This is a genomic window from Neorhizobium sp. USDA 3394, from assembly GCF_056280385.1.
In genome coordinates, this window is record NZ_JBWCDU010000001.1 from 327659 (window position 1) to 347528 (window position 19870).

Consider the following 19870-nt stretch of genomic DNA (forward strand, 5'->3'; position numbering starts at 1 on the left):
CTCCTTCTCCCGTGCTTCGCTTCTTCAAGGAGATAGCGGAGGTTCGGGCGGAGGGAACAATCGACCCAGCCGAAAGTTCAACTTCAGCAGTACATGGAGGAAGACCATGGCAGAATTCGTCAGACCGAAAGGCAGTCAGGGCCAGCGCGATGCGCGCGACCGGCTGATCCTCGCCCTTTACGCCCAGTTGAAGGCCGAACGACAAACCCGTGAGGCGCTGGAATACGTCATTCGCAACGGCGCGCTGGCGCCCGAAGTGCTGGAAGCCATTGCAGGGGACCCCATCCCGGCTGCAACCGCGGAGGATGTCGCTGCGGTCGAGAAGGTGATCGCGCTCGACGCGCGTCGCCGGCAGGCCGCGTTTCGCAAGTCAGATGGAGAAGGCCAGAGATGAAGAGTTTCGTTGTTGCGCTGTCGACCGTCGTGCTTTTGAGCGCCTGTAGCGACAGCGGCGATAAACAGAGCGATCCGATCAACAACACGCCGCCGCAACAATCCAACAATACGGCACCTGCGGACCGGAGCCCGTCGCCGCAGACGGGAACGGGCGGCCAGAGCCCCGCGACATCGCCATCCGGAACCACCAATACGACACCGGGTAATCCGCCGCCGGCGTCCGGATCGGGCAATCCATAGTTTTCCTCAAGGAGCAGGGAACGAAATGCTGTGCCGCACCATTATGACGCCAGTGTTTTAATTGGGTGCGGCATGGATACGAAATCAAACCACTTTGTCATCGAGCGAGGCTCCTGGCTTCAGCTCGGAGCCAATTTTGACGGCGAGGGTGTCAACTTCGCGATTTTCTCGGCCCATGCGGAACGGGTGGAGCTTTGCCTCTACGACCCGAGCGGCAAGATAGAGATCGCAAGGTTTGATCTCCCGGAATACACCCATGAAATCTGGCATGGCTACGTGCCCGGATTGAAGCCGGGCTGCCTCTACGGCTTTCGAGTCCACGGCCCTTACGACCCGGAAAACGGCCACCGGTTCAACCCGAACAAGCTGCTGATCGACCCCTATGCGCGCGAATTCGTCGGCGACGTCAACTGGAACGAGGCGCATTTCGCCTATGACCTTCTGCACGAGGACAAGGATCTGACTTTCGACGAGCGCGACAGCGCGCCGTTCATGCCGAAATGCCGGGTCATCGATCCGAACGAATTCGACTGGCAGGACCAGAACAGGCCAAACATCCCCTGGCCGGCAACGATCGTCTACGAAACCCATGTGAAGGGCTTCACCCGGCTCAATCCGGGCATTCCGAACGACCTGCGCGGCACATTCGAGGGCATGGGCCACAAGGCGTCGGTAGAGTACATCAAGAGCCTCGGCATCACCTCGGTCGAGCTTATGCCGGTCCATTATTTCCCAGACGATCAGCACCTGCTCGACAAGGGACTGCACAATTTCTGGGGCTACAACACGCTCGGCTTTTTCGCGCCTGCTTCCCGCTATTACGGCCCGAAGGGCATCCAGGGCTTTCGCGACATGGTGCGGTCGTTCCACGATGCCGGCATCGAGGTCATCCTCGACGTGGTCTACAACCACACCGCCGAGGGCAACGAGCTCGGGCCGACGCTGTCCTTCAAGGGTATCGATAACTACTCCTATTACCGGACCATGCCCGACCAGCATCGCTACTACATCAACGACACAGGCACCGGGAACACCGTCAATACCTCGCATCCGCGCGTGCTGCAGCTGATCATGGATTCGCTGCGCTATTGGACCGAGAGTATGCATGTCGACGGATTCCGTTTCGACCTTGGCACGATCCTCGGCCGCGAGCCGCAGGGTTTCGACGAGCGCGGCGGTTTCTTCGACGCGATCACCCAGGATCCGGTGCTTTCCAAGGTGAAGCTGATCGGCGAGCCGTGGGACATTGGCCCCGGCGGTTATCAGGTCGGCGGTTTCCCGCCCGGCTGGGCAGAATGGAACGACAAATATCGCGACACGGTGCGCGAATACTGGAAGGGCACCAATGTCTCGACGGATTTTGCCGCCCGCCTGCTCGGCTCCGGCGATCTCTACGACCAGCGCGGCCGCCGCCCCTGGGCGAGCGTCAACTTCATCGCCGCACATGACGGCTTCACGCTGAACGATCTCGTCTCCTACAACGAGAAGCACAACGAGGCGAACGGCGAGGACAATAACGACGGCCACAACGACAACCGCAGCTACAATTACGGTGCGGAGGGGCCGACCGAGGACGAGGGCATCAACGCGGTGCGCGACCGCCAGAAGCGCAATTTCCTCGCCACCCTGTTCTTCTCGCACGGCACGCCAATGCTGCTTGCCGGCGACGAGTTCGGCCGAAGCCAGATGGGCAACAACAACGGCTATTGCCAGGACAGCGACATTTCCTGGGTTCATTGGGAGAACCTGCCCGATACCTGCGAGGAGCTGCGCGAGTTCACCCGCCAGATCATCAAGCTGCGACGCGAACAGCCCTTGCTGCGTCGCGAGAACTGGCGCGACGGCCTGGAGATCAAATGGTTCAACGCCGGCGGCGGTTTTCAGACGCCGGAGCAGTGGGACGAGGGTTCCACGCTCGGCCTCCATATCGGCCGAACCGATCTTCGGGAAGAGGAGGGCGTCTGGCACGACGTGCTGCTGCTTTTCAACCCGTTCGAAGGCAATGTACCGTTCCGCATCCCGCAGTTTGGCGAGGGCGGCTGGGTGCTGGAACTCACCACCTCCGACCTTTCCAAACGCGGTCTGGTGATCACAAAGGAAAAGGATTTCGAACTCGAAGGTCGTAGCCTCGCGCTCTTCCGCAGGCCGTAGAACGGCTGATTTTTCCTTCGGCAAGATTATCTTCGAGCCGCGGCCTCCCATGCTGCGGCTTTCGTCCAAGTCCAGATGCGTATTGACAATTACGGAGCGATCCCACTGAACTGGCGCGACTTTTGTGGGGCGGAAATATTCGTTGGTGTCAGTAGATTTTCCCGAACAACTCTATGAGGCGGCGTTCATACCGGAGCTCTGGCCTTCCGTATGCGAAACCATGGCTCGCCTGGCCGGGGCCCATTCCGCGGCCATCGCGACGCTCGACAATGATCATCAGTATCGATGGGTCTGCAGTCCTCGCATTCATAAGGCCCTGGTCGATTTCAGCACGAGCGAGATCCGCTACGAGAATATCCGGCCGGAAAGACATATCCAGTCGAGGAAGTTCGCCTTCCTGCGCGATATCGATCTGATGACGGAAAAGGAAATCGAGGAAGACCCGATCTACAGGGAACGGCTTAGGCCGCTCGGGTTCGGTTGGACAGCCGGTGACGTGCTGCGGGAGCCTTCAGGACACCTCCTGATCGTGGACCTTCTTCGCGAGACTTCTGCCGGCCCGTTCCAGCCGGACGATATGGCCACCATGAATCGGCTGAAGCCGGATATAACGCGGGCCGCCTGGCTCGCATCCCGCCTGGCTTTCAAACAGGCCCGCAATACCGTCGAAACCCTCGAACTGATCGGGATGCCGGCCGCCGTCATCGGCGACAATGGCGGCGTCATGGAGGCAAATCCGCAATTCCAAGGCCTTGGCCCGCAAGTCCTCATCGGCGCCGGCAACCGGATCAGGCTTTCCAGTGCGTCCGCCGAATTGCTTCTCGGGACATGCATCACGGCCGTGCGCAACGCAGAAGTGCCGACCGTCCAAAGCATCCCCCTCCCGGCCAGAACCGAAGAGGAGACGCCGTTGATCATCAACGTCGTTCCGATCAAGAAACGGTCGCGCGACATTTTCAACAGATCGCTGGCGGTCCTGCTCGTTACGAAGGTCGGTTTGAGTGAGACGCTCGATCCCCATGTCCTACAGGGTCTTTTTGACCTCACACCCGGTGAAGCACGCATCGCATGGGAGATCGGCTCAGGCGGCACCGTGGACCGAGCGGCCGAAAACCAGGCGATTTCCCGGGAAACCGTGAGGACCTACCTTAAGCGCATCATGATGAAGACCGGTGTGCGGACGCAGGCCCAGCTGGTCCTGCTTCTCAGAGGGCTTCCGTTTCTTCGGTAGCGGGTCCCGCTTCACTCTGGGGTTTACTCAGAGTGTTGCCCGACGGATATCCGAGCTTGTCGAGGCAACATGGCCGGACTTCAGCACAAGATTGGCATAGACGGCGGCATATTGCTGGGCACTGCGCTCCCAGGAAAATTTCGCCTTCATGCCCTGGTTCTGCAGGCGTGCCCACATTTTGGGGTCGGCATAGGCATGTAGTGCGCGGCGAAGAGCCAGCCGCAATCCGTCCGTGGTCACCGGATGGAACTGGAAGCCGGTTGCGACGCGCGCCGACATGGCTGCATCATTGGCATCGATGATCGTTTCTGAAAGTCCGCCGGTGCGGGAGACGACGGGGACACAGCCGTAACGCAGCGCGTAAAGCTGGGTCAGCCCGCAGGGTTCGAAACGGGAGGGCTGCACGATGGCGTCAGACCCGCCATGGACCAGATGGGCCGTCGGTTCGTCGTACCCGAAATGCACCGCCATCCGGCCCGGAAAACGCGCGGCGGTATCGGCGAGCGCGCGTTCGATCTCCCGGTCGCCCTGCCCGAAGACAATGACCTGGCCGCCGTTGCGGATGATCTCGTCCGCCGTATCGGCGAACATGTCGAAACCCTTCTGCCAGGTCAGCCGGCTGACGGCCGAAAACAGCGGGCCTTCATTTGCCGGGTTCAATCCGAATTTTTGAAGCAGCACGGTGCGGTTCTCGCGCTTGCGGCGCAGCGTGCCGACATCGTAGTTGCGTGGCAGGTGCGGATCCGTCGCCGGGTCCCAGATATCGAGATCGATGCCGTTTACGATGCCGCGCAGGACGGACACTCGGGCATTCAGAACCCCGTCCATGCCCATGCCGAAGCGCGGGGTGAGGATTTCGCGGGCATAGGTCGGGCTGACAGTGGTGATCGCATCGGCTGTCTGCAGCCCGCCCTTCAGAAAACTGATATCGCCGAAATATTCCATGCGGTTCATGGAGTAGGCCTCCGGCGGCAGACCGACGCTCATCAGTACGCCGGCCGGATATTGACCTTGGAAGGCAAGGTTGTGGATGGTCAGCACGACGGGCGTCATGCATCCGCGTTCGCGCATGTAGACCGAGGTCAGCGCCGACTGCCAATCGTGGGTGTGAACCAGGTCCGGAACCCAGCCCGGCAGTACGCCATCGGCGATTTCTGCCGCCGCGAGGGAAAGTGCGGCGAACCGTTTCCAGTTGTCGGGATGATCTATGCCCTCTTCATCGACATAAGGGCCGCCGGGCCGGTCGTAGAGAGCCGGCGCGTCCAGGATGAAAAGGCTGAGGCCTTCGACGCGGGTATGGAGGAGCGCTGCTTTTTCGCCCAGCAGGTTGTCGAAGGTGACCAGCGGCATGGCGCTCTTCAGCTGCTGCATGACCTGGGGATAACCGGGGATCAGAGAGGTGGTCTCGATGCCGAGAGGGCTGAGCGCCTTGGGCAGAGACCCGGTCACGTCCGCAAGGCCACCCGTCTTCACAAGGGGGAAGATTTCGGATGTGACCGAAAGAATTCTCATGCCGGGAAGCCCCCGCTTTCCATAACCAGTATCGATCCCCTGTCCCGCTGCATTGCGCTCATCTCGACGGTGTTCTTCGATCGGGAGGTAAGCGTTCATCATGAGTGCCTCTGCCATCTGCCAGTCTCACCTCCAGAACGTTTTTGTCCCGGCCAGCGTTCCTCCGTCAGAGCGGAACCGGGAGTACGTTCAGACGCAAAAGCCATTTCGATTTTCCAGGATAAACGAACCCGAAGCCGCGACGATGACAGTCGCCGCGACCAATAATGATCTTGATGAAGCTGGGTGGCAGGCGGCGTCAGGCGCCAGCCGGAACCTTCTTGGAACGCTTCTTGGCCGGCTGGACGGCTTCCGGCATGGCAGCGGCCGGTGCCTTGGAAGTTGTCTTCGCCGGAGAAGCCTTGGCTGCAGCGGTTTTTGCTGCCGGTTTGGAAGTTGCAGCCTTCGACGCCGCTTTCGGCGACTTCACGGCGGTGGCGGACTTGCCGCGCGATCCTGCCGCAGGCTTTTTTGAAGCGGTCGGCCCGAGCGTCGCATATTCCAGCTTGGCTCGCTCCCAATGCTCCCTATCCTTGCCCGAGGGATAGCCTTCTTCTTCCCACAACGTGTAGGCCCGCTTTCTGATCCAGACTTCTTCGGATTCCGCCATTCTTGTCTCCATTCGCCCAAGCGCCCCAACGTGCGCGGCTCAGAAAAGTTCCCTGGTAAAAACGAAAAATCGCAACCTGGCCGAGACATGGCCAACACTCGAAAAAAACTTCCCCGGAGGCGGAACTTTTGACTGTCGAATGTACTTATGGCCGCCGGGAAGGAGACACATCCAATGGGAAAGTACTGCGATATCGTTCCACACGCAACCGGCTGGGTCTATGTCATAGACGGCGTGCAGTCTGCGTCTTATTACCACACCTATGAACTTGCCATGGAGGCCGCCAAAGCCCATGTGGCGCGCGACCGAAGCGGTCGGGTGGAGATTTTCCGCCGACAGGCGCCGAACGGCGAGATGTTGCCGATTCCGACCATGCACGGACAATCCGATGCTTCGATCTTGAGGCGATCTTTCCCGGCTTGAGGAGGCCGGAAAGGAGGGAAAAACCCGGCGGCTGCCGGGTTTTTTTGTATGTTCGGGTCACGAAAAAGACGCGGCCGAGGCCGCGCCCTTCTTCCGATCACTCGAATGTCACGCAGCCTTCTGGGCTGCCGTGTTGACGGCGGTCTTGGCAAGGGTGGTCAGAGACTCGTCGGTCTTGGTTTCCTCGGCGAGCGTCTGTTCGAGAAGCGTTACGGCATCCCGGTGACCGAGTTGCTGGTGCCCAGGCGCGCAGCGTGCCATAGCGGCTGATCTCGTAGTGTTCGACCGCCTGCGCCGCGGCGAGCAGGCCGGCGTCGAGAGCCGGGGTGCCCTTGAACTCGTCAAGGATTTCCTCGCCTTCTTCGATGATGCCATCGATGGCCGGGCAGGTCTTGCCCTGGGCCCGTTTGCCGATGATCTCGAAGACCTGCTTCAGGCGATCGATCTGGCCTTCGGTTTCTTCCTTGTGCTTTTCGAATGCCGCCTTCAGCTTCGGATCCTGGGCGCCCCGCGCCATCTTCGGCAACGCCTTCACGATCTGGCGCTCGGCGTAATAGATGTCTTTCAGGGTTTCGTGGAAAAGGTCGTCGAGGGTCTTGTTGGCCATGGGTCTCTCTCCTTGATGTTGAGTATTCTTGCGGCAGGGATTGCGAGGCATCTAACGAGTGGACTGCCTACAGGTTCCACGCGGTTCAGTGCCTTTCTGGGGCAATTCGAAGATTGTTGCGGCATGCAGTGACACCCTGAATGTCGAGGACGACGTCCTCGGCGCGTGCCTTGTCCGCAAGGTGTGCAACGTAACCCTCCAGCCTCACTTCGCCGTTCTCTACCGATACCGTCAGGTTGGTCGGGTCGAGAAAGGCGTCCTGCGTCAATTGCTCATTCACGTCCTGCGCGATCAGATCGTCGGGGCGTGCGTAACCGTCCGGCCCCTTGCCGATCTGTTTTTCCTGTTCCGGTCCCTCGGCAAAGATGTTGGCTTCGCCCTGAAGATAACCGCTTGGGCGGCTTTCCGCGGGGCCCTCCCATCGAGGCCATTGCGAGGTCTCGCCGGGACGGCCAGCTTTCGGCTGCTCATTCTTCATCGGCTTTCTCCTTCTCAGGGGCATGATCGCCCGCAGCGGAAAACCCATGGTTGCCGGAAAAGTTCCACAAGACTTGATGGAACCGGAACCAGCGAACCGCGTTTTTATCGTCAACCACAAAAACGCTTAAGACGGGAGAGAGACATGCAGGACAGGCTGAAGATCTATCGGCTGGTGCCGACAGCTGCGCCAAAGGACCCGAACTGGCAGAACTTGCCGCCGCATGGCGAAGTGGTGGTACGGGCAAGGACAGCCGGCGATGCGCGGCTCGTGGCAAGTCAGGCGGAACTGGATTTCATGGAAATCGATGCTTCGCCTTGCGAGGGCAATTCGACCGAGATGGCGAGCGCTTTCCGGAGCGACAAGCTTTATACGGTGATCGAGGACAGCAGCGGACGGTTCGCGCCGAACGGGCCGCGGGGCGTGATCGGCGGGCGTGTACGCGTCGACAACCTGATTTCGACCCAGCTTTGATGGCGTGACGCGGTCCTATCCAGGACGGGCGGCATCAGTCGGTGCGGCCGTCGATCTTTTCGGCGAGCGCCCTCTGCAGCTCACGCGCCAGGTCGAGCAGTCGATCAGGAACGTCTTCCTTCTCGATTTCGGTCAGAAGGACCGAGACCTTGCGGTTAACCCGCCGTCCCATCCTGGCGTCGTGTTCCGCAACCGGAGTGTCTTGTTTCGTCATCCCGACCTCTGACGCAATCACCGCCGGCACATCCGTTGCCGGACAGTGTCCGCCCGCCATAACCTACATTAGCTTTCCATACATCATTACGGCCAACTTCGGATATCCCGAAAAAGTCACAGAGGACAAATGAAATAAAGCGACTCCCTATCCGGGAGCCGCTCGATTTGTTCCAGAGGTTTTTGGGAAACTCAGTGCCTTGGCGGTTTCGGCGTGCCCGACGGAATGGATGTCACCGTGCTCGATACGGGATCGCTTGCCGGAAAGGTATCTTCCAGCCCCTCGTTGAGCTGCTCGTCCAGCTCCTGCTTTTCGCCACGCTGGCGAGCCGACTGCTCGGCTTTTTTGTGCGAGTCCTTCTGCACGGAGTTGGGGGTGCTATTGGTGCTCATCTGATTTCTCCTGGCCTGTTTCAACCCAAAAACGGTTTGGATCGCCCCTTTGTTCCGGAACCAAGCCGAGGCGGCGCGGGTTATCGGGCTAAAGAAGGAGTTTTCCGTGGCGCCGCGCGTATTCTGGAAAGGTTATCTGAAGCTCTCGCTGGTCACCTGCCGGGTGACGATGACACCGGCCGTCTCCGAAGGAGACAAGGTGCGGTTCCACAATATCAACCGCAAGACCAACAACCGCGTCCTCAGCCAGTATGTCGATGCCGAGACCGGGGAGGCGGTCGAGGACGAAGATCAGGTCAAAGGTTATCCGAAGGGCGAGGACGATTACGTTCTCCTCGAAGACGAAGAGATCGAGGACGTGGGGCTCGAAAGTACCCGCACGATCGATATCGAGACTTTCGTGCCGGCGGACTCGATCGGCTGGATCTGGTACGACCGGCCGCACTACCTGGCGCCGGACGACGAGGTGAGCGCCGAGGCGTTTGCAGTGATCCGGGAGGCCATGGCAAGGACCGGTACCGGCGGCATTGCGCGGCTCGTCATGTATCGTCGAGAGCGTGCGGTTCTGCTCCTGCCCAAGGACAAGGGGATCTTGGTCTGGACCTTACGTTACGGCGACGAAGTACGCGACGCCGACGAATACGCCGTCGAAAAACCGAAGGAAAAGATCGATGCCGAGCATCTGTCGATGATGAAGAAGATCATCGACGAGCGCACCGAAGCCTGGAAGCCGTCCATGGCGGACGACCCGGTCCAGGACCGGCTGCTCGAAATCATTGCCGAGCGCAAGAAGAGCCGGAAGACAAGGAAGAAGGCCGAGGAAAAGGCGCCCGCGCGCAGCAGCAATGTCATCGATATCACTGCCGCGCTGAAGAAGAGCCTGGAGGCGGAGCGAAAGGCGCCCAGGAAGTAAGTTTCCGGGTGCCTACCGTTTCTTCTTTCCCTTGAACTCGATCGGCGCTTCCGCCTTGCGGAAATCTCCCCACGGATCGTTCGTCTGCTGGGCGATACGGGCCGGGGCGTTGTTGACGGTGAAGTAGTTGGGGCCGATCGCTCCCCCGAGCTCGTCCCAGATGATCGGCATGGAAACCGGCGCGCCGGCGCGGGCACGGGTCGAGTAGGGCGCCACGGCGGTATTGCCCCGCCCGTTGCGCAGGTAGTCGATGAGGATCTTGCCGCTTCGCTTCGACTTGGTGATCGTCGAGACATATTTGTCGGGATCGTCGCCGGCCATGCCGTCGGCCAGCGCCTTCATTGCCGCCTTCACCTCGGGCCATTCCGCCTTCTGCTTGACGGGGGCGACGACATGGAGGCCCTTGCCGCCCGAGGTTTTTACGAAAGCCACCAGTCCCATGTCCTCGAACCGCCGCTTAACCTCGTGTGCCGCGGCGATGATGTCGGTCCAGGACACGCCGTCGCCGGGGTCGAGGTCGATATTGACCATGTCCGGCTTTTCCCAGTCGTCGAGGTTGGAACCCCAGGGGTGAATCTCGAGGGTCGCGCCCTGAACCAGACCGAGAAGTCCGTCGAGGTCGCGGATGGTAATGTCCTCTTCCGCCGGATCGGCCGGATCCTTCACCAGTACGGCATTCTTGGTCATGCCCTTCCAGCCATGTTTCTGGAAGAAGAGCTGGCTGCCGATGCCGTCGGGGCCGCGCAGAAGCGCCAGCGGGCGGTTGACGACAAAGGGCGCCATCAGTCGCCAGACTTCGGTGTAATAGTCGGCAAGGCCGGCCTTGGTCACCCCGGCATCCGGCCAGTAGACCCGGTCGGGATGGGTGAGGTTGACCGTCCGTTTGGGCAGCTTTGGTTGTTGCGCTGCGTTCACAGGCCCGCCCTCCCGGACGATATCCTTCGGGTCCTTGTCTTCACGCAAGCCCCGGAAGGCGGCGTGGCGGATATGCGCATCAGCCGTCCAGCCGCGAAATTCCACTTCCGCCACCAGCTCGGGCCGCACGAAAACGACATCCTTCTTTTCCACCCCGGCAAGCTTTTCGTCAAACGGGCTTTCGTCCGCGTTGATCTCCTGGAGACGCTTGAAGAGCGATTGCGCCACGGCATTCGAATAACCCGTGCCGACGCGGCCGGCGTGCCGCAGCTTCCCCTTGTCGTAATATCCCATGACCAGCGATCCGATCGCCGTCTTCGAAACGGAGGAGGGGACAAACCCGGCGACCACGAATTCCTGCCGTGCCGAACATTTCGACTTCACCCAGTCGCGCCCACGGCCCGGACGGTAGGGCGCATCCGATATCTTCGAGATGATGCCTTCGAGGCTCAGCCGGCACGCATGTTTCAACACCAGACCACCGTCGTCGCCGAAATGCTCGCTGTAGCGCAGGGCAGGGCCGCTGCCGGCCAACAGGGTTTCCAGCGCCTCCTTGCGCTTTAGGAGCGTCGCGCCGCTCAGGTCGTAACCGTCCAGGTGAAGAATGTCGAAAGCGTAGAACGTGAAGCGATCGTCCCGGCCTTCGCTGAGGTCCTGCTGAAGCAGGGAAAAATCGGTGGCGCCGGAACCCGCTTCGACCGCCACTTCGCCATCGATGATCGCATCGGTCGCGGCAAGCTTCGCGAATTCCGCGATGATCTCCTTTCCGAACTTGTGTGTCCAATCCAGCCCGGTGCGCGTCAACAGCTTTACCTTGCCATTTTCCAAACGGGCCTGCAGGCGATAGCCGTCGAGCTTGATCTCGTGGACCCAGCGTTTGCCCGAGGGCGCGCTCTTTACCAGCGTCGCAAGCTGCGGCTCGACGAAATCCGGGAGTTCGGCTTTCCGGGCACCCCTGATCTTCGAAGCTGCGATGTCGGATTTTTCCGGTTCTGGATCGGATTTCGCCGTCGTCTTCGCTTTCGGTTTGGCCGTACTCTTTGCCGGCGGTGCCTTGCGGCCCCAGATTTCATCCAGCGTCTTGCCTGATTTCACTGAAAGCGGCATTTCGTCGAGAATGTCCTTGTCGCCCTCGGCGCGGGCGAATTCGTCCTCGCCCTTGACCAGGAGCCAGTTCTCTCGCTTTTCTCCCGGCCTCGGGGCCATGCGGATCAGGTGCCAGCGGCCTTCCAGCTTCTCGCCCTTCAGCTCGAATTCCATATGACCTTTCTTGTAGGCCTTGTGAGGATCGCCGATCGGTTCCCAGGTGCCGCGATCCCAGAGCAGGACGGCGCCGGCGCCGTAATTGCCTTTCGGGATCATGCCTTCGAAACCGCCATAGTCGAGCGGGTGGTCTTCCACATGCACCGCAAGCCGCTTTTCGCCGGGCACGAAGCTCGGGCCGCGGGTGACGGCCCAGCTTTTCAGCACGCCATCCATTTCCAGCCGGAAATCGTAGTGCAGGCGGGTGGCGTCGTGTTTCTGGATAACGAAACTGTTGCCGGTCGCCTTGGCCTTGCGGCCGCGGGGCTCCGGAGATGCCTTGAAGTCCCGCTTCTGGTTATAGGTTTCGAGCGCCATGGTCAGCTCGCCTTTCTCTGCGGGGCGGCAGTCTTACGGGATACGGTTTTCTTGGCGGATTTCTTCGGCGCGGTCTTCTTGCTGCCGCCGGCGCTCTGACGCAACGCGTCGAGCAGGCTGGAGACCTTCTTCGGTTCCGGCTTCGGCTGCTTCCTGAGCTTGCGGCCTTCGATCTTCGCCTTGATCAGTTCGGCAAGTGCGGCCTCGTAGCGGTCGTCGAACTCGGCCGGGTCGAATTCGCCGCGTTTGGTGTCGATGATGTGTTCGGCGAGATCGAGCATCTCGCCTTCGATCTTGAAGTTTTTGATGTCGGAAAAGACGTCCGTCGCCGAGCGGACCTCGTAGTCGTAGTTCAGCGTGCTGGCGATCAGCCCTTTCTCGCTTGGTCGGATCAGCAGCGTGCGCAGCCGCCGGAACAGCACGGTGCGGGCGAGTGCTGCGACATTCTTCTCCTTGAGGCCCTTTCGGATCAGCTCGAAGACCTCGGCGGAGGGTTTGTCGGCGGGCGCGAGATAATAGGGACGGTCGATAAAGATGGTATCGACGCCGTCGCACGGGATGAAGGTTTCGAGCTCCAGCGTCTTGTCGCTCTCCGGTACCGCGGCCTTCACCTCATCGGGCTCCAGGAACACGTATTGGCCGCTTGAGACTTCGTAGCCTTTGACGATGTCCTCGCTTTCGACTGGCTTGCCGGTATCGGCGTCGACCATCTGGCGGTGGACGCGGTTGCCCGTCTCGCGATTGATGATGTGAAAGCTGACGCGGTCGGATGTCGATGCAGCGGTATAAAGCGCCACCGGGCAGCTCAGCTCTCCGACCTTCAGGTACCCTTTCCAGTTTGCACGCGGTGCCACGATCAGAACTCCGTGAAAGTCCTATCAACAGGCCTGCCGACCTGTTTGTTCCCTCAAGCGACGCGCGGTTCCCGTCACGAAGATGAACGGGGCATTCATCTTAGGGGAACCAAATACGCAAGGCATGCGTTTGCCCCCGTCATTCCAGCAGCCATGAAGACTTCGGAGAGGTAGGCAACGGTGTCTGAATCACAGTTGAATGGTGATCCTGCACGTGCAGACATAGTAAGGCTTATTCCGGCTCTCCGCGCATTTGCCCGTACTTTCTGCCGCAATCCCAGCGATGCTGACGACCTGGTGCAGGAGACGCTGATGAAAGCGCTCGCCAATCTCGACAAGTTCGAGCCGGGCACCAAGCTGAAAAGCTGGCTTTTCACCATCATGCGCAACACCTTTTATACGCGTGCCAAGGTGCTTGGCCGCGAGGCGCCGGGGATCGAGGAGAACATCTCAGGGGACACGCCCGTTGCGGCGAGCCAGGAGATGGCGGCGAGAGCCCGGGAGGTCCAGCGCGCGCTTGAGAAACTGCCGCCGCATTATCGTGAAGTGCTGACGCTGGTCGCGATTCTCGGGGAAAGTTACGAGGCGGCGGCGGAGATCTGCGATTGCGCGGTGGGCACGGTGAAAAGCCGCCTAAACCGAGCGCGGCATCAAATTCTGCAGGAACTGGGAGAAGAAACCAACTGAGCTGCTGCATCGCGACAGCTTTTCTTTGGAGGTCGTCATGAAGTTCACATTGATCGCGGTGGCGGTCGTCCTGGTGACGATCGCCCCGGTTTTCGCGTTTATCTAGCCGATCAGGCCGGATCCTGGTCGAGGTCCGGGTAATGCCGGAATATGCCCGACTCGTTGAAGGCGAGCCGGCGCTTCGACTGGAGATAGGCTTCGATATTCGGGCGTCCGGCGACCGCGTCGCGCAGCCTGGCGACCTTTGGATAATCGCTGTCGAAGTTTTTCATGGCGCGCGGGAAGGCATAGCGGAGGCCTTCCGCGAGCTGGAAGAGCGACAGGTCTACATAGCTCAGGGCGTCGCCCACGGAATGGCCTCTCTTTGTCGGGTTTGCGGTGATGATGCGATCGAAATAGCCGATGAATTTCGGCACGCGGTGCTTCAGGAAGGCTTTGGAACGAGCCTTGGCCTCCTGCCGCTGATCCTCGTAATAATCGGCGGTGCTGATCGGGTGGTGCGTATCGTGCACCTCCATGATGAAATCGGTGATCGTCAGCTGCAGGCCATGGGCGAAGATGCGGGATCTCTCATCCTCCGGCACCAGATCCAGCTTCGGCCCGAGATAATGCAAGATATTGGCGACATGCGAGACGATCAGGTCGCCATCCTTGAGAAAGGGTGGTGCGAAGGGCATGTCATAGCCATGCTTGCCGTGGATATAGTCCATCATCTTTCCCGTGCCGCGATCGGTACGGGCGACATCCACATAGTCGGCTCCGGCCTCTTCCAGTGCCAGCCGTACAAACTCGCCGCGGCCCTGAAGGCCGTCCCAATAATAAAGTTCGTAGGTCATCGTTACTCCAGAAGTTCTGCGATCTTTTCAAATCTTCGACGATGCGGGCCCGATTGAGTTCCGCTTCCGGGGATCTCAAGACCGTACCGCGGTCGCCCGTCACTTTCGCCTGCTTTCCTGGCAAGGAATAGAGCGCCTCGCGCCGAGCCCGGCGTCTCGAAGGCTGGTCCTTTGGGCGATGTCAGCATCCTTCCGACTCCCTGTGGCGATGCCAGAACCCGTTCGGTCGCGGGACAGTTCCCTTAAATTTGCATCGCGGGAACACGAGCTGGAACTTTTGCACAGAGCTTGTGTTGAGGGTTCGGGATGCCGCGAGGTTTTCGCGCCCGGGGATTTTTCAGTTCGGATAGGGTTTTGATTATGGCTATCAGGATTACCGCGGTCGTTTTTATTCTGATTGGTTTGGCCCTGGCCGTCGGCGGCGGGCAGTTGTTGCTGCTCGGCGGCAGCGCCTATTACATCATCTGCAGTCTCGGTTTCGTGCTGACCGGGATACTGCTTTTCCTGAGGAGCGCCGTGGCACTCAGGGTCTATGCCGTTATCGTGCTGGCCTCGCTCGCCTGGGCGATATGGGAAGTCGGGCTTGACTGGTGGCAGCTCGGTCCGCGCGGCGGATTGATCATCTTGCTGGGCCTCTGGCTTCTGACGCCCTGGGTTCGCACCCCGCTCGGCTTTTCAAGCCCGACCGGCATGCGCTACGGCGCCAGCGCCCTGCCGCTCGGAATTTCGCTGATGATCGCGATCGTCGTCGCCGTCGTCTCGATGTTCCTCGATCCGCAGGACCAGAGCGGCGAGCTTCCCGAACAGTCCGTCGCAGCGGCTCCGCCAATGGGCGGCAACGTGCCGCCGGGCGATTGGCATCAATATGGACGGACGCCTTTTGGGCAGCGTTACTCGCCGCTCGACCAGATCAAGGTCGACAACGTCGCCAACCTCACGGAAGTATGGCGTTACCAGACCGGCGACGTGAAACGGCCTGACGATGTGGGCGAGACGACCTATCAGGTGACGCCGCTCAAAGTGGGCAATTCGCTCTATCTCTGCACACCGCACAATCTTGCGATCGCGCTCGATGCGACGACCGGCAAGGAGAAATGGAAATACGACCCGAATTCCGGCATGAACCCGGATCGCCAGCACCAGACCTGCCGCGGCGTCAGCTATTACAAGGACGCGGCCGCCGCAGCCGGCAGTCCGTGCGCGGAACGGGTCTATCTGCCGACTTCGGACGCGCGGCTGATCGCGCTCGATGCCGCAAACGGCCAAGTCTGCACCTCCTTCGCCGATAACGGAACGCTGCAGCTCACCAGCGGCATGCAATACAATCCGGCCGGTTATTACTACTCGACCTCGCCACCGGCGATTGCCGGCAACAAGATTATCATCGGCGGGGCGGTCAACGACAACTACTCCACCCAGTCGCAGTCGGGCGTCATCCGGGCCTTCGACGTCAATACGGGCCAGCTGATCTGGAACTGGGATTCGGGAAATCCGTCTCAGACCCAACCGCTGCAGCCCGGCCAGACCTACACGACCAATTCTCCCAATAGCTGGTCGGTGTTCAGCGTCGACGAGGAGCTGGGCCTTGTCTATATCCCGCTCGGCAACCAGGTGCCGGACCAGCTCGGCATGGGCCGCAGCGAGAATGTCGAGAAATATTCCTCCTCGATTGTCGCGCTCGATCTCAATACCGGTGCGGACCGCTGGGTGCGCCAGACGGTGCATCACGATCTCTGGGACATGGACGTCCCCGCCCAGCCGGTCCTCCTCAACATCACGAAGCCCGACAATACTATAGTGCCGGCGCTGGTCGGTCCGACCAAGCAGGGTGACATCTACGTGCTCGACCGGCGCACCGGAGAACCGATCATCCCTGTGACGGAGGAACCGGCGCCAGGAGGTGCCATTCCGGAAGATCGTACCGCCCCGACGCAGCCGACCTCGGCCCTGACCTTCAAGCCGAGGCCGCTCGAAGAACGGGACATGTGGGGCATTACCATGTTCGACCAGATGGTTTGCCGCATCTGGTACCACCAGTATAGCTATCTCGGCCGTTACACCCCGCCGTCGCTCAAAGGCTCGATCGTTTATCCGGGGAATTTCGGCACGTTCAACTGGGGCAGCGTGGCGGTCGACCCGGAACGTCAGGTGATGTTCGGCATGCCGACCTATCTCGCCTTCACCTCGAGGCTGGTGCCGCGCGCGGACATTCCGCCGAAGGGCGAGGACGAAAAAGCCAGCGAACAGGGCCTCAACCGCAACGAGGGCGCGCCCTACGGCGTCTTTATGGGGCCGTTCCTCGGACCGCTGCAGATCCCCTGCCAGGCGCCGCCGTGGGGTTATGTCTCGGGCGTCGACCTCAGGACCGGTCAGATCGCCTACAAGCACCGCAACGGCACGGTTTATGACATGACGCCGCTGCCGCTGCCTTTCAAAGTCGGGGTGCCGGGGATCGGCGGTCCGATGATCACCAAGGGCGGCGTGGCTTTCCTCGGCGCTGCTGTCGACAACTACCTGCGCGCCTACAACCTGACCAACGGCCGGGAACTGTGGAAGGCGCGGCTGCCGGCCGGCGGCCAGGCGACGCCGATGACCTATGCGGTCGACGACGGCCGCCAGTTCGTGGTGATGGTGGCCGGCGGACACGGCTCGGTCGGCACCAAGCCCGGCGATTACGTGATCGCCTACGCGCTGCCGCGATAGCCAATGCCCCGAACAAAAGGCCCGGGCGTCTGACGCCCGAGCCTATCCCTTACGATGTGTATGTCCAGATTACCGCGGGCGGGTGAAACGGATTTCGTTGCGCACGGTTGCCACTCCGGCGACGCCCAGCGCCACCTCTTCGGCCCGTGCTACTTCACTCTCCAACTGGACGGTCCCGCTCAGGGTGACCTCGGATCCGCTGGCAGTCACGGTGACGTCGCTTGCATCGACGCCGCCGGCGGAGGCCAGTGCATCAGAGACCGCCCCTTCGAGCGTCGCGCTCGGGGGAAACTCCGCCTCGACCTCAGGGGGCGTCTCGTGAAAATGCTGATGCTTGAAGACCATTGTCGTTCTCCGTTGTGACACGGCGCGACAACGCGCGGCGAGGGCGATTGGTTCAGCGCCCGCCGCTCAGAACCGTGGCGATGATCTCCTCAAGCTGGTTCTGCGAGAAGGGCTTCGGCAATCGCGGCAGGCGGTTGTCGCCGCCGGTGGGCAATTCCGCATAACCGGTCGCCAGCACCACCGGGAGGCCCGGCCTCTCTTCGCGTATGACGGCCGCCAGTTCCGAGCCGGTCATGCGCGGCATGGAATGATCGGTGATGACGATATCGATGTGATGGCTGCCACTCCTCAGCTCCTTCAGGGCATCGGCACCGCTATAGGCCTCGATCACGGTGTGGCCGAGATCCTCCAGCATCAGGGTCGTGTTCATCAGGACCAGCGCGTCGTCGTCGACGGCGAGTATGGTGAGGCGTCCTCGGGGAGTTGCGACTGGCGAAGGCATGATCTTCTCCGAAGACTGCGGACAATCGTTTGCATCTGCCGCAGGGAGATAGAGCGAAACAGTCGTGCCCTTCCCCTTTTGGCTTTCAATCTCGAGCTTGCCGCCCGATTGTTCGGTAAGGCCCTGAACCATGGATAGACCGAGCCCTGTCCCCTTGCCGACCCCCTTGGTCGTAAAAAAAGGTGTCGTCGCGCGGATCAGCGTCTCCTCGTCCATGCCTTCGCCGCTGTCGGCGACCGAAAGCCGAACATATCGGCCAGGCTTCAGCCTTTCGGTATTCTCGTCGGCCGAATATTGCTCGGCGCTGATGACGATCGTGCCGCCGCCGGCCATCGCGTCTCTGGCGTTGACGACAAGGTTCAGTAGTGCTGTCTCGAGCTGAACCGGGTCGCTCGCGACGTGCGGCAGGTTTTTGGCAAACCGGGTTTCCACGGAGGCGGAGGCGCTGAGCGAACGCTGAACGAAATCCATCATGCCGCCCACGAGTGCCGGCACGTCGATCGCCTGCATGTTCAGTTCCTGCCGGCGGGAGAACGCCAGCATGCGCTGGGTGAGCGCTGCACCCCGTTCGGCACCCTGAATGGCATTGTCCAGCAGCGGCATCAGCGCCGGATCGTCGGGCAGGCGTTTCTTCAGAATTTCCAGGCTGCCCAGCACGGCCATCAGCAGATTGTTGAAGTCGTGGGCGACACCACCGGTCAGCTGGCCGATCGCCTCCATCTTCTGGGATTGGAAAAGTTCCTCGCGCGCCTGGGTGAGAGCCTTCTGCGCCTCGACTTTTTCAGTGATATCACGCGTGATCTTGGCGAAACCGAGGAGCGTGCCTTCCTCGTTGCGGATCGCGTCGATGATCACATGTGCCCAGAAGCGCGAGCCATCCTTGCGCTGCCGCCAGCCTTCCTTCTCGAAGCGCCCATCGCGCCGGGCGGTCTCCAGGCTGCGGCTGGGTTCGCCGCGTTCGCGATCTTCCGGCGTATAGAACTGGGAAAAATGCCGGCCGACGATTTCGTCCGCCGTATAGCCCTTGATGCGCGCGGCACCGGAGTTCCAGTTGCTGACGTAACCGTCCGGGTCAAGCATGTAGAGAGCATAGTCGGTGACCCCCTGGACGAGGAGCTGGAATTTCTCCTCGCTCAACCGGAGTTCCGTCTCGGCTTTTTTCCGTTCGGTCAGATCGCGGGTTACTTTGGCGAAGCCGATAAGCTCGCCGGAGCGGCGCCAGATCGGGTCGATGATGACATGAGCCCAGAAGCGGCTGCCATCCTTGCGGACCCGCCAGCCTTCCTTTTCGAAGCGGCCTTCGGTCGCAGCGGTCCGCAAAGCGTGCTCGGGCGCCCGCGCCAAACGGTCTTCGGGCGTATAGAAGCGGGAAAAGTGCTCGCCGAGGATCTCCCATGCCTCGTATCCCTTGAAGCGCTGGGCGCCGGGATTCCAGCTGACGATCTTGCCCTCCGGGTCAATCATGTAGATTGCATAGTCGGTGATGGCGTCTACGAGAAGACGATAACGTTCCTCGTCAAGCAACGAAACGACGTAACTTTGCGGCGCACTCATCAATCGTCCCCAGCCCACGAAGTTTGTTGTCTAATGCTCTGTAACAACGAAAAGTTGTGGCCATGCAACAGGATCATTACTCTTCCCCGACCCACGAAGCTCGTGGTCTAACGCGAGATAATGTCCAAGTATCATTTTAGTTCCCCGTTTCCGAAACTTTTTAACTTGGACTCCAAGCGAGTGCGAGCCGACCGGGTTGACGGATGACAAGTTTTCCTTTACGACTGACGAAAT

Annotated in this window: 19 protein-coding genes and 1 pseudogene; 9 read left to right on the forward strand and 11 right to left on the reverse strand. The window is 60.7% G+C overall.

Annotation, left to right across the window (positions count from 1 at the left end; all coding sequences use genetic code 11):
* The first annotated feature begins 106 nt into the window (after positions 1-106).
* The 4 genes from ACZ9EJ_RS01315 to ACZ9EJ_RS01330 all read left to right on the forward strand — a co-directional run bounded on the left by ACZ9EJ_RS01315 (position 107) and on the right by ACZ9EJ_RS01330 (position 4018).
* Positions 107-394 carry a hypothetical protein gene (locus ACZ9EJ_RS01315; protein WP_046639439.1) on the forward strand — a complete coding sequence of 96 codons (288 nt, stop codon included), beginning with the start codon at positions 107-109 and terminating at the stop codon, positions 392-394.
* Positions 391-636, forward strand: a complete 246-nt coding sequence (locus tag ACZ9EJ_RS01320; protein ID WP_046639440.1) for a hypothetical protein — start codon at positions 391-393, stop codon at positions 634-636. Before ACZ9EJ_RS01315 ends, ACZ9EJ_RS01320 begins: the two co-directional genes overlap by 4 nt.
* Positions 637-708: 72 nt before the next feature.
* On the forward strand, positions 709-2787 hold the full coding sequence (glgX, locus tag ACZ9EJ_RS01325; RefSeq protein ID WP_046639441.1) for a glycogen debranching protein GlgX: 2079 nt from the start codon (positions 709-711) through the stop codon (positions 2785-2787).
* Between the two features lie 145 nt (positions 2788-2932).
* Positions 2933-4018: a helix-turn-helix transcriptional regulator gene (locus tag ACZ9EJ_RS01330; protein WP_251089655.1), complete on the forward strand. Its 1086-nt coding sequence runs from the start codon at positions 2933-2935 to the stop codon at positions 4016-4018.
* 27 nt (positions 4019-4045) lie between these two features.
* Here ACZ9EJ_RS01330 and glgA read toward each other — a convergent pair whose 3' ends face one another.
* Entirely contained in the window at positions 4046-5530 is a 1485-nt protein-coding gene (gene glgA / locus ACZ9EJ_RS01335) for a glycogen synthase GlgA (protein ID WP_046639585.1), read from the reverse strand.
* Between the two features lie 298 nt (positions 5531-5828).
* Complete coding sequence (locus ACZ9EJ_RS01340; RefSeq protein ID WP_046628867.1) at positions 5829-6179, reverse strand: DUF2934 domain-containing protein; 351 nt, start codon at positions 6177-6179, stop codon at positions 5829-5831.
* A 174-nt stretch (positions 6180-6353) separates the two neighbouring features.
* On the opposite strand from ACZ9EJ_RS01340, the gene ACZ9EJ_RS01345 reads away from it, so the two are divergent.
* Positions 6354-6602: a hypothetical protein gene (locus ACZ9EJ_RS01345; RefSeq protein ID WP_046628869.1), complete on the forward strand. Its 249-nt coding sequence runs from the start codon at positions 6354-6356 to the stop codon at positions 6600-6602.
* Positions 6603-6710: 108 nt separating this feature from the next.
* Here the strand turns inward: ACZ9EJ_RS01345 and ACZ9EJ_RS01350 are convergent.
* Both ACZ9EJ_RS01350 and ACZ9EJ_RS01355 read right to left on the reverse strand, forming a co-directional pair.
* Positions 6711-7209 (reverse strand): annotated as a pseudogene (locus ACZ9EJ_RS01350) (YciE/YciF ferroxidase family protein).
* 85 nt (positions 7210-7294) lie between these two features.
* Positions 7295-7735, reverse strand: coding sequence for a BON domain-containing protein (locus ACZ9EJ_RS01355; RefSeq protein WP_080954043.1), 441 nt, complete (start codon positions 7733-7735; stop codon positions 7295-7297).
* Positions 7736-7831: 96 nt separating this feature from the next.
* On the opposite strand from ACZ9EJ_RS01355, the gene ACZ9EJ_RS01360 reads away from it, so the two are divergent.
* The gene (locus ACZ9EJ_RS01360; protein ID WP_046639444.1) at positions 7832-8161 is read left to right on the forward strand and encodes a hypothetical protein; all 330 of its coding nucleotides are present in this window, start codon (positions 7832-7834) and stop codon (positions 8159-8161) included.
* Between the two features lie 34 nt (positions 8162-8195).
* Here the strand turns inward: ACZ9EJ_RS01360 and ACZ9EJ_RS01365 are convergent, their stop codons facing one another.
* Both ACZ9EJ_RS01365 and ACZ9EJ_RS01370 read right to left on the reverse strand, forming a co-directional pair.
* The gene (locus ACZ9EJ_RS01365; protein WP_251089656.1) at positions 8196-8375 is read right to left on the reverse strand and encodes a hypothetical protein; all 180 of its coding nucleotides are present in this window, start codon (positions 8373-8375) and stop codon (positions 8196-8198) included.
* Positions 8376-8566: 191 nt separating this feature from the next.
* Positions 8567-8767 (reverse strand): hypothetical protein, encoded by a 201-nt coding sequence (locus ACZ9EJ_RS01370; RefSeq protein WP_046628874.1) that lies wholly within the window; start codon positions 8765-8767, stop codon positions 8567-8569.
* A 106-nt stretch (positions 8768-8873) separates the two neighbouring features.
* On the opposite strand from ACZ9EJ_RS01370, the gene ku (ACZ9EJ_RS01375) reads away from it, so the two are divergent.
* Complete coding sequence (gene ku, locus ACZ9EJ_RS01375) at positions 8874-9680, forward strand: non-homologous end joining protein Ku (RefSeq protein WP_046639586.1); 807 nt, start codon at positions 8874-8876, stop codon at positions 9678-9680.
* A 12-nt stretch (positions 9681-9692) separates the two neighbouring features.
* Here ku (ACZ9EJ_RS01375) and ligD read toward each other — a convergent pair whose 3' ends face one another.
* Complete coding sequence (gene ligD, locus ACZ9EJ_RS01380; RefSeq protein WP_046639445.1) at positions 9693-12215, reverse strand: DNA ligase D; 2523 nt, start codon at positions 12213-12215, stop codon at positions 9693-9695.
* Between the two features lie 2 nt (positions 12216-12217).
* Complete coding sequence (gene ku / locus ACZ9EJ_RS01385; RefSeq protein ID WP_080955682.1) at positions 12218-13069, reverse strand: non-homologous end joining protein Ku; 852 nt, start codon at positions 13067-13069, stop codon at positions 12218-12220.
* Positions 13070-13264: 195 nt separating this feature from the next.
* On the opposite strand from ku (ACZ9EJ_RS01385), the gene ACZ9EJ_RS01390 reads away from it, so the two are divergent.
* Positions 13265-13756 carry a sigma-70 family RNA polymerase sigma factor gene (locus tag ACZ9EJ_RS01390; protein ID WP_152564225.1) on the forward strand — a complete coding sequence of 164 codons (492 nt, stop codon included), beginning with the start codon at positions 13265-13267 and terminating at the stop codon, positions 13754-13756.
* A gap of 110 nt (positions 13757-13866) precedes the next feature.
* Here the strand turns inward: ACZ9EJ_RS01390 and ACZ9EJ_RS01395 are convergent, their stop codons facing one another.
* The gene (locus tag ACZ9EJ_RS01395) at positions 13867-14592 is read right to left on the reverse strand and encodes a glutathione S-transferase (protein ID WP_046639447.1); all 726 of its coding nucleotides are present in this window, start codon (positions 14590-14592) and stop codon (positions 13867-13869) included.
* Between the two features lie 360 nt (positions 14593-14952).
* On the opposite strand from ACZ9EJ_RS01395, the gene ACZ9EJ_RS01400 reads away from it, so the two are divergent.
* Entirely contained in the window at positions 14953-17295 is a 2343-nt protein-coding gene (locus ACZ9EJ_RS01400) for a glucose/quinate/shikimate family membrane-bound PQQ-dependent dehydrogenase (RefSeq protein ID WP_046639448.1), read from the forward strand.
* Between the two features lie 69 nt (positions 17296-17364).
* On the opposite strand, the gene ACZ9EJ_RS01405 is transcribed toward ACZ9EJ_RS01400, so the two are convergent.
* Both ACZ9EJ_RS01405 and ACZ9EJ_RS01410 read right to left on the reverse strand, forming a co-directional pair.
* Positions 17365-17640 carry a BON domain-containing protein gene (locus ACZ9EJ_RS01405; protein ID WP_046639449.1) on the reverse strand — a complete coding sequence of 92 codons (276 nt, stop codon included), beginning with the start codon at positions 17638-17640 and terminating at the stop codon, positions 17365-17367.
* Between the two features lie 52 nt (positions 17641-17692).
* Positions 17693-19636 carry a hybrid sensor histidine kinase/response regulator gene (locus ACZ9EJ_RS01410; protein WP_046639450.1) on the reverse strand — a complete coding sequence of 648 codons (1944 nt, stop codon included), beginning with the start codon at positions 19634-19636 and terminating at the stop codon, positions 17693-17695.
* Positions 19637-19870 lie beyond the last annotated feature (234 nt).

Excerpts from the sequence above, each read along its gene's own strand:
- ACZ9EJ_RS01315 (WP_046639439.1), top strand. The coding sequence starts at position 107 with ATGGCAGAATTCGTCAGACCGAAAGGCAGTCAGGGCCAGCGCGATGCG.
- ACZ9EJ_RS01320 (WP_046639440.1), top strand. The coding sequence starts at position 391 with ATGAAGAGTTTCGTTGTTGCGCTGTCGACCGTCGTGCTTTTGAGCGCC.
- glgX (WP_046639441.1), top strand. The coding sequence starts at position 709 with ATGGATACGAAATCAAACCACTTTGTCATCGAGCGAGGCTCCTGGCTT.
- glgA (WP_046639585.1), bottom strand. The coding sequence starts at position 5,530 with ATGAGAATTCTTTCGGTCACATCCGAAATCTTCCCCCTTGTGAAGACG.
- ACZ9EJ_RS01340 (WP_046628867.1), bottom strand. The coding sequence starts at position 6,179 with ATGGCGGAATCCGAAGAAGTCTGGATCAGAAAGCGGGCCTACACGTTG.
- ACZ9EJ_RS01345 (WP_046628869.1), top strand. The coding sequence starts at position 6,354 with ATGGGAAAGTACTGCGATATCGTTCCACACGCAACCGGCTGGGTCTAT.
- ACZ9EJ_RS01355 (WP_080954043.1), bottom strand. The coding sequence starts at position 7,735 with ATGGGTTTTCCGCTGCGGGCGATCATGCCCCTGAGAAGGAGAAAGCCG.
- ACZ9EJ_RS01360 (WP_046639444.1), top strand. The coding sequence starts at position 7,832 with ATGCAGGACAGGCTGAAGATCTATCGGCTGGTGCCGACAGCTGCGCCA.
- ACZ9EJ_RS01365 (WP_251089656.1), bottom strand. The coding sequence starts at position 8,375 with ATGACGAAACAAGACACTCCGGTTGCGGAACACGACGCCAGGATGGGA.
- ACZ9EJ_RS01370 (WP_046628874.1), bottom strand. The coding sequence starts at position 8,767 with ATGAGCACCAATAGCACCCCCAACTCCGTGCAGAAGGACTCGCACAAA.
- ligD (WP_046639445.1), bottom strand. The coding sequence starts at position 12,215 with ATGGCGCTCGAAACCTATAACCAGAAGCGGGACTTCAAGGCATCTCCG.
- ACZ9EJ_RS01395 (WP_046639447.1), bottom strand. The coding sequence starts at position 14,592 with ATGACCTACGAACTTTATTATTGGGACGGCCTTCAGGGCCGCGGCGAG.
- ACZ9EJ_RS01400 (WP_046639448.1), top strand. The coding sequence starts at position 14,953 with ATGGCTATCAGGATTACCGCGGTCGTTTTTATTCTGATTGGTTTGGCC.
- ACZ9EJ_RS01405 (WP_046639449.1), bottom strand. The coding sequence starts at position 17,640 with ATGGTCTTCAAGCATCAGCATTTTCACGAGACGCCCCCTGAGGTCGAG.
- ACZ9EJ_RS01410 (WP_046639450.1), bottom strand. The coding sequence starts at position 19,636 with ATGAGTGCGCCGCAAAGTTACGTCGTTTCGTTGCTTGACGAGGAACGT.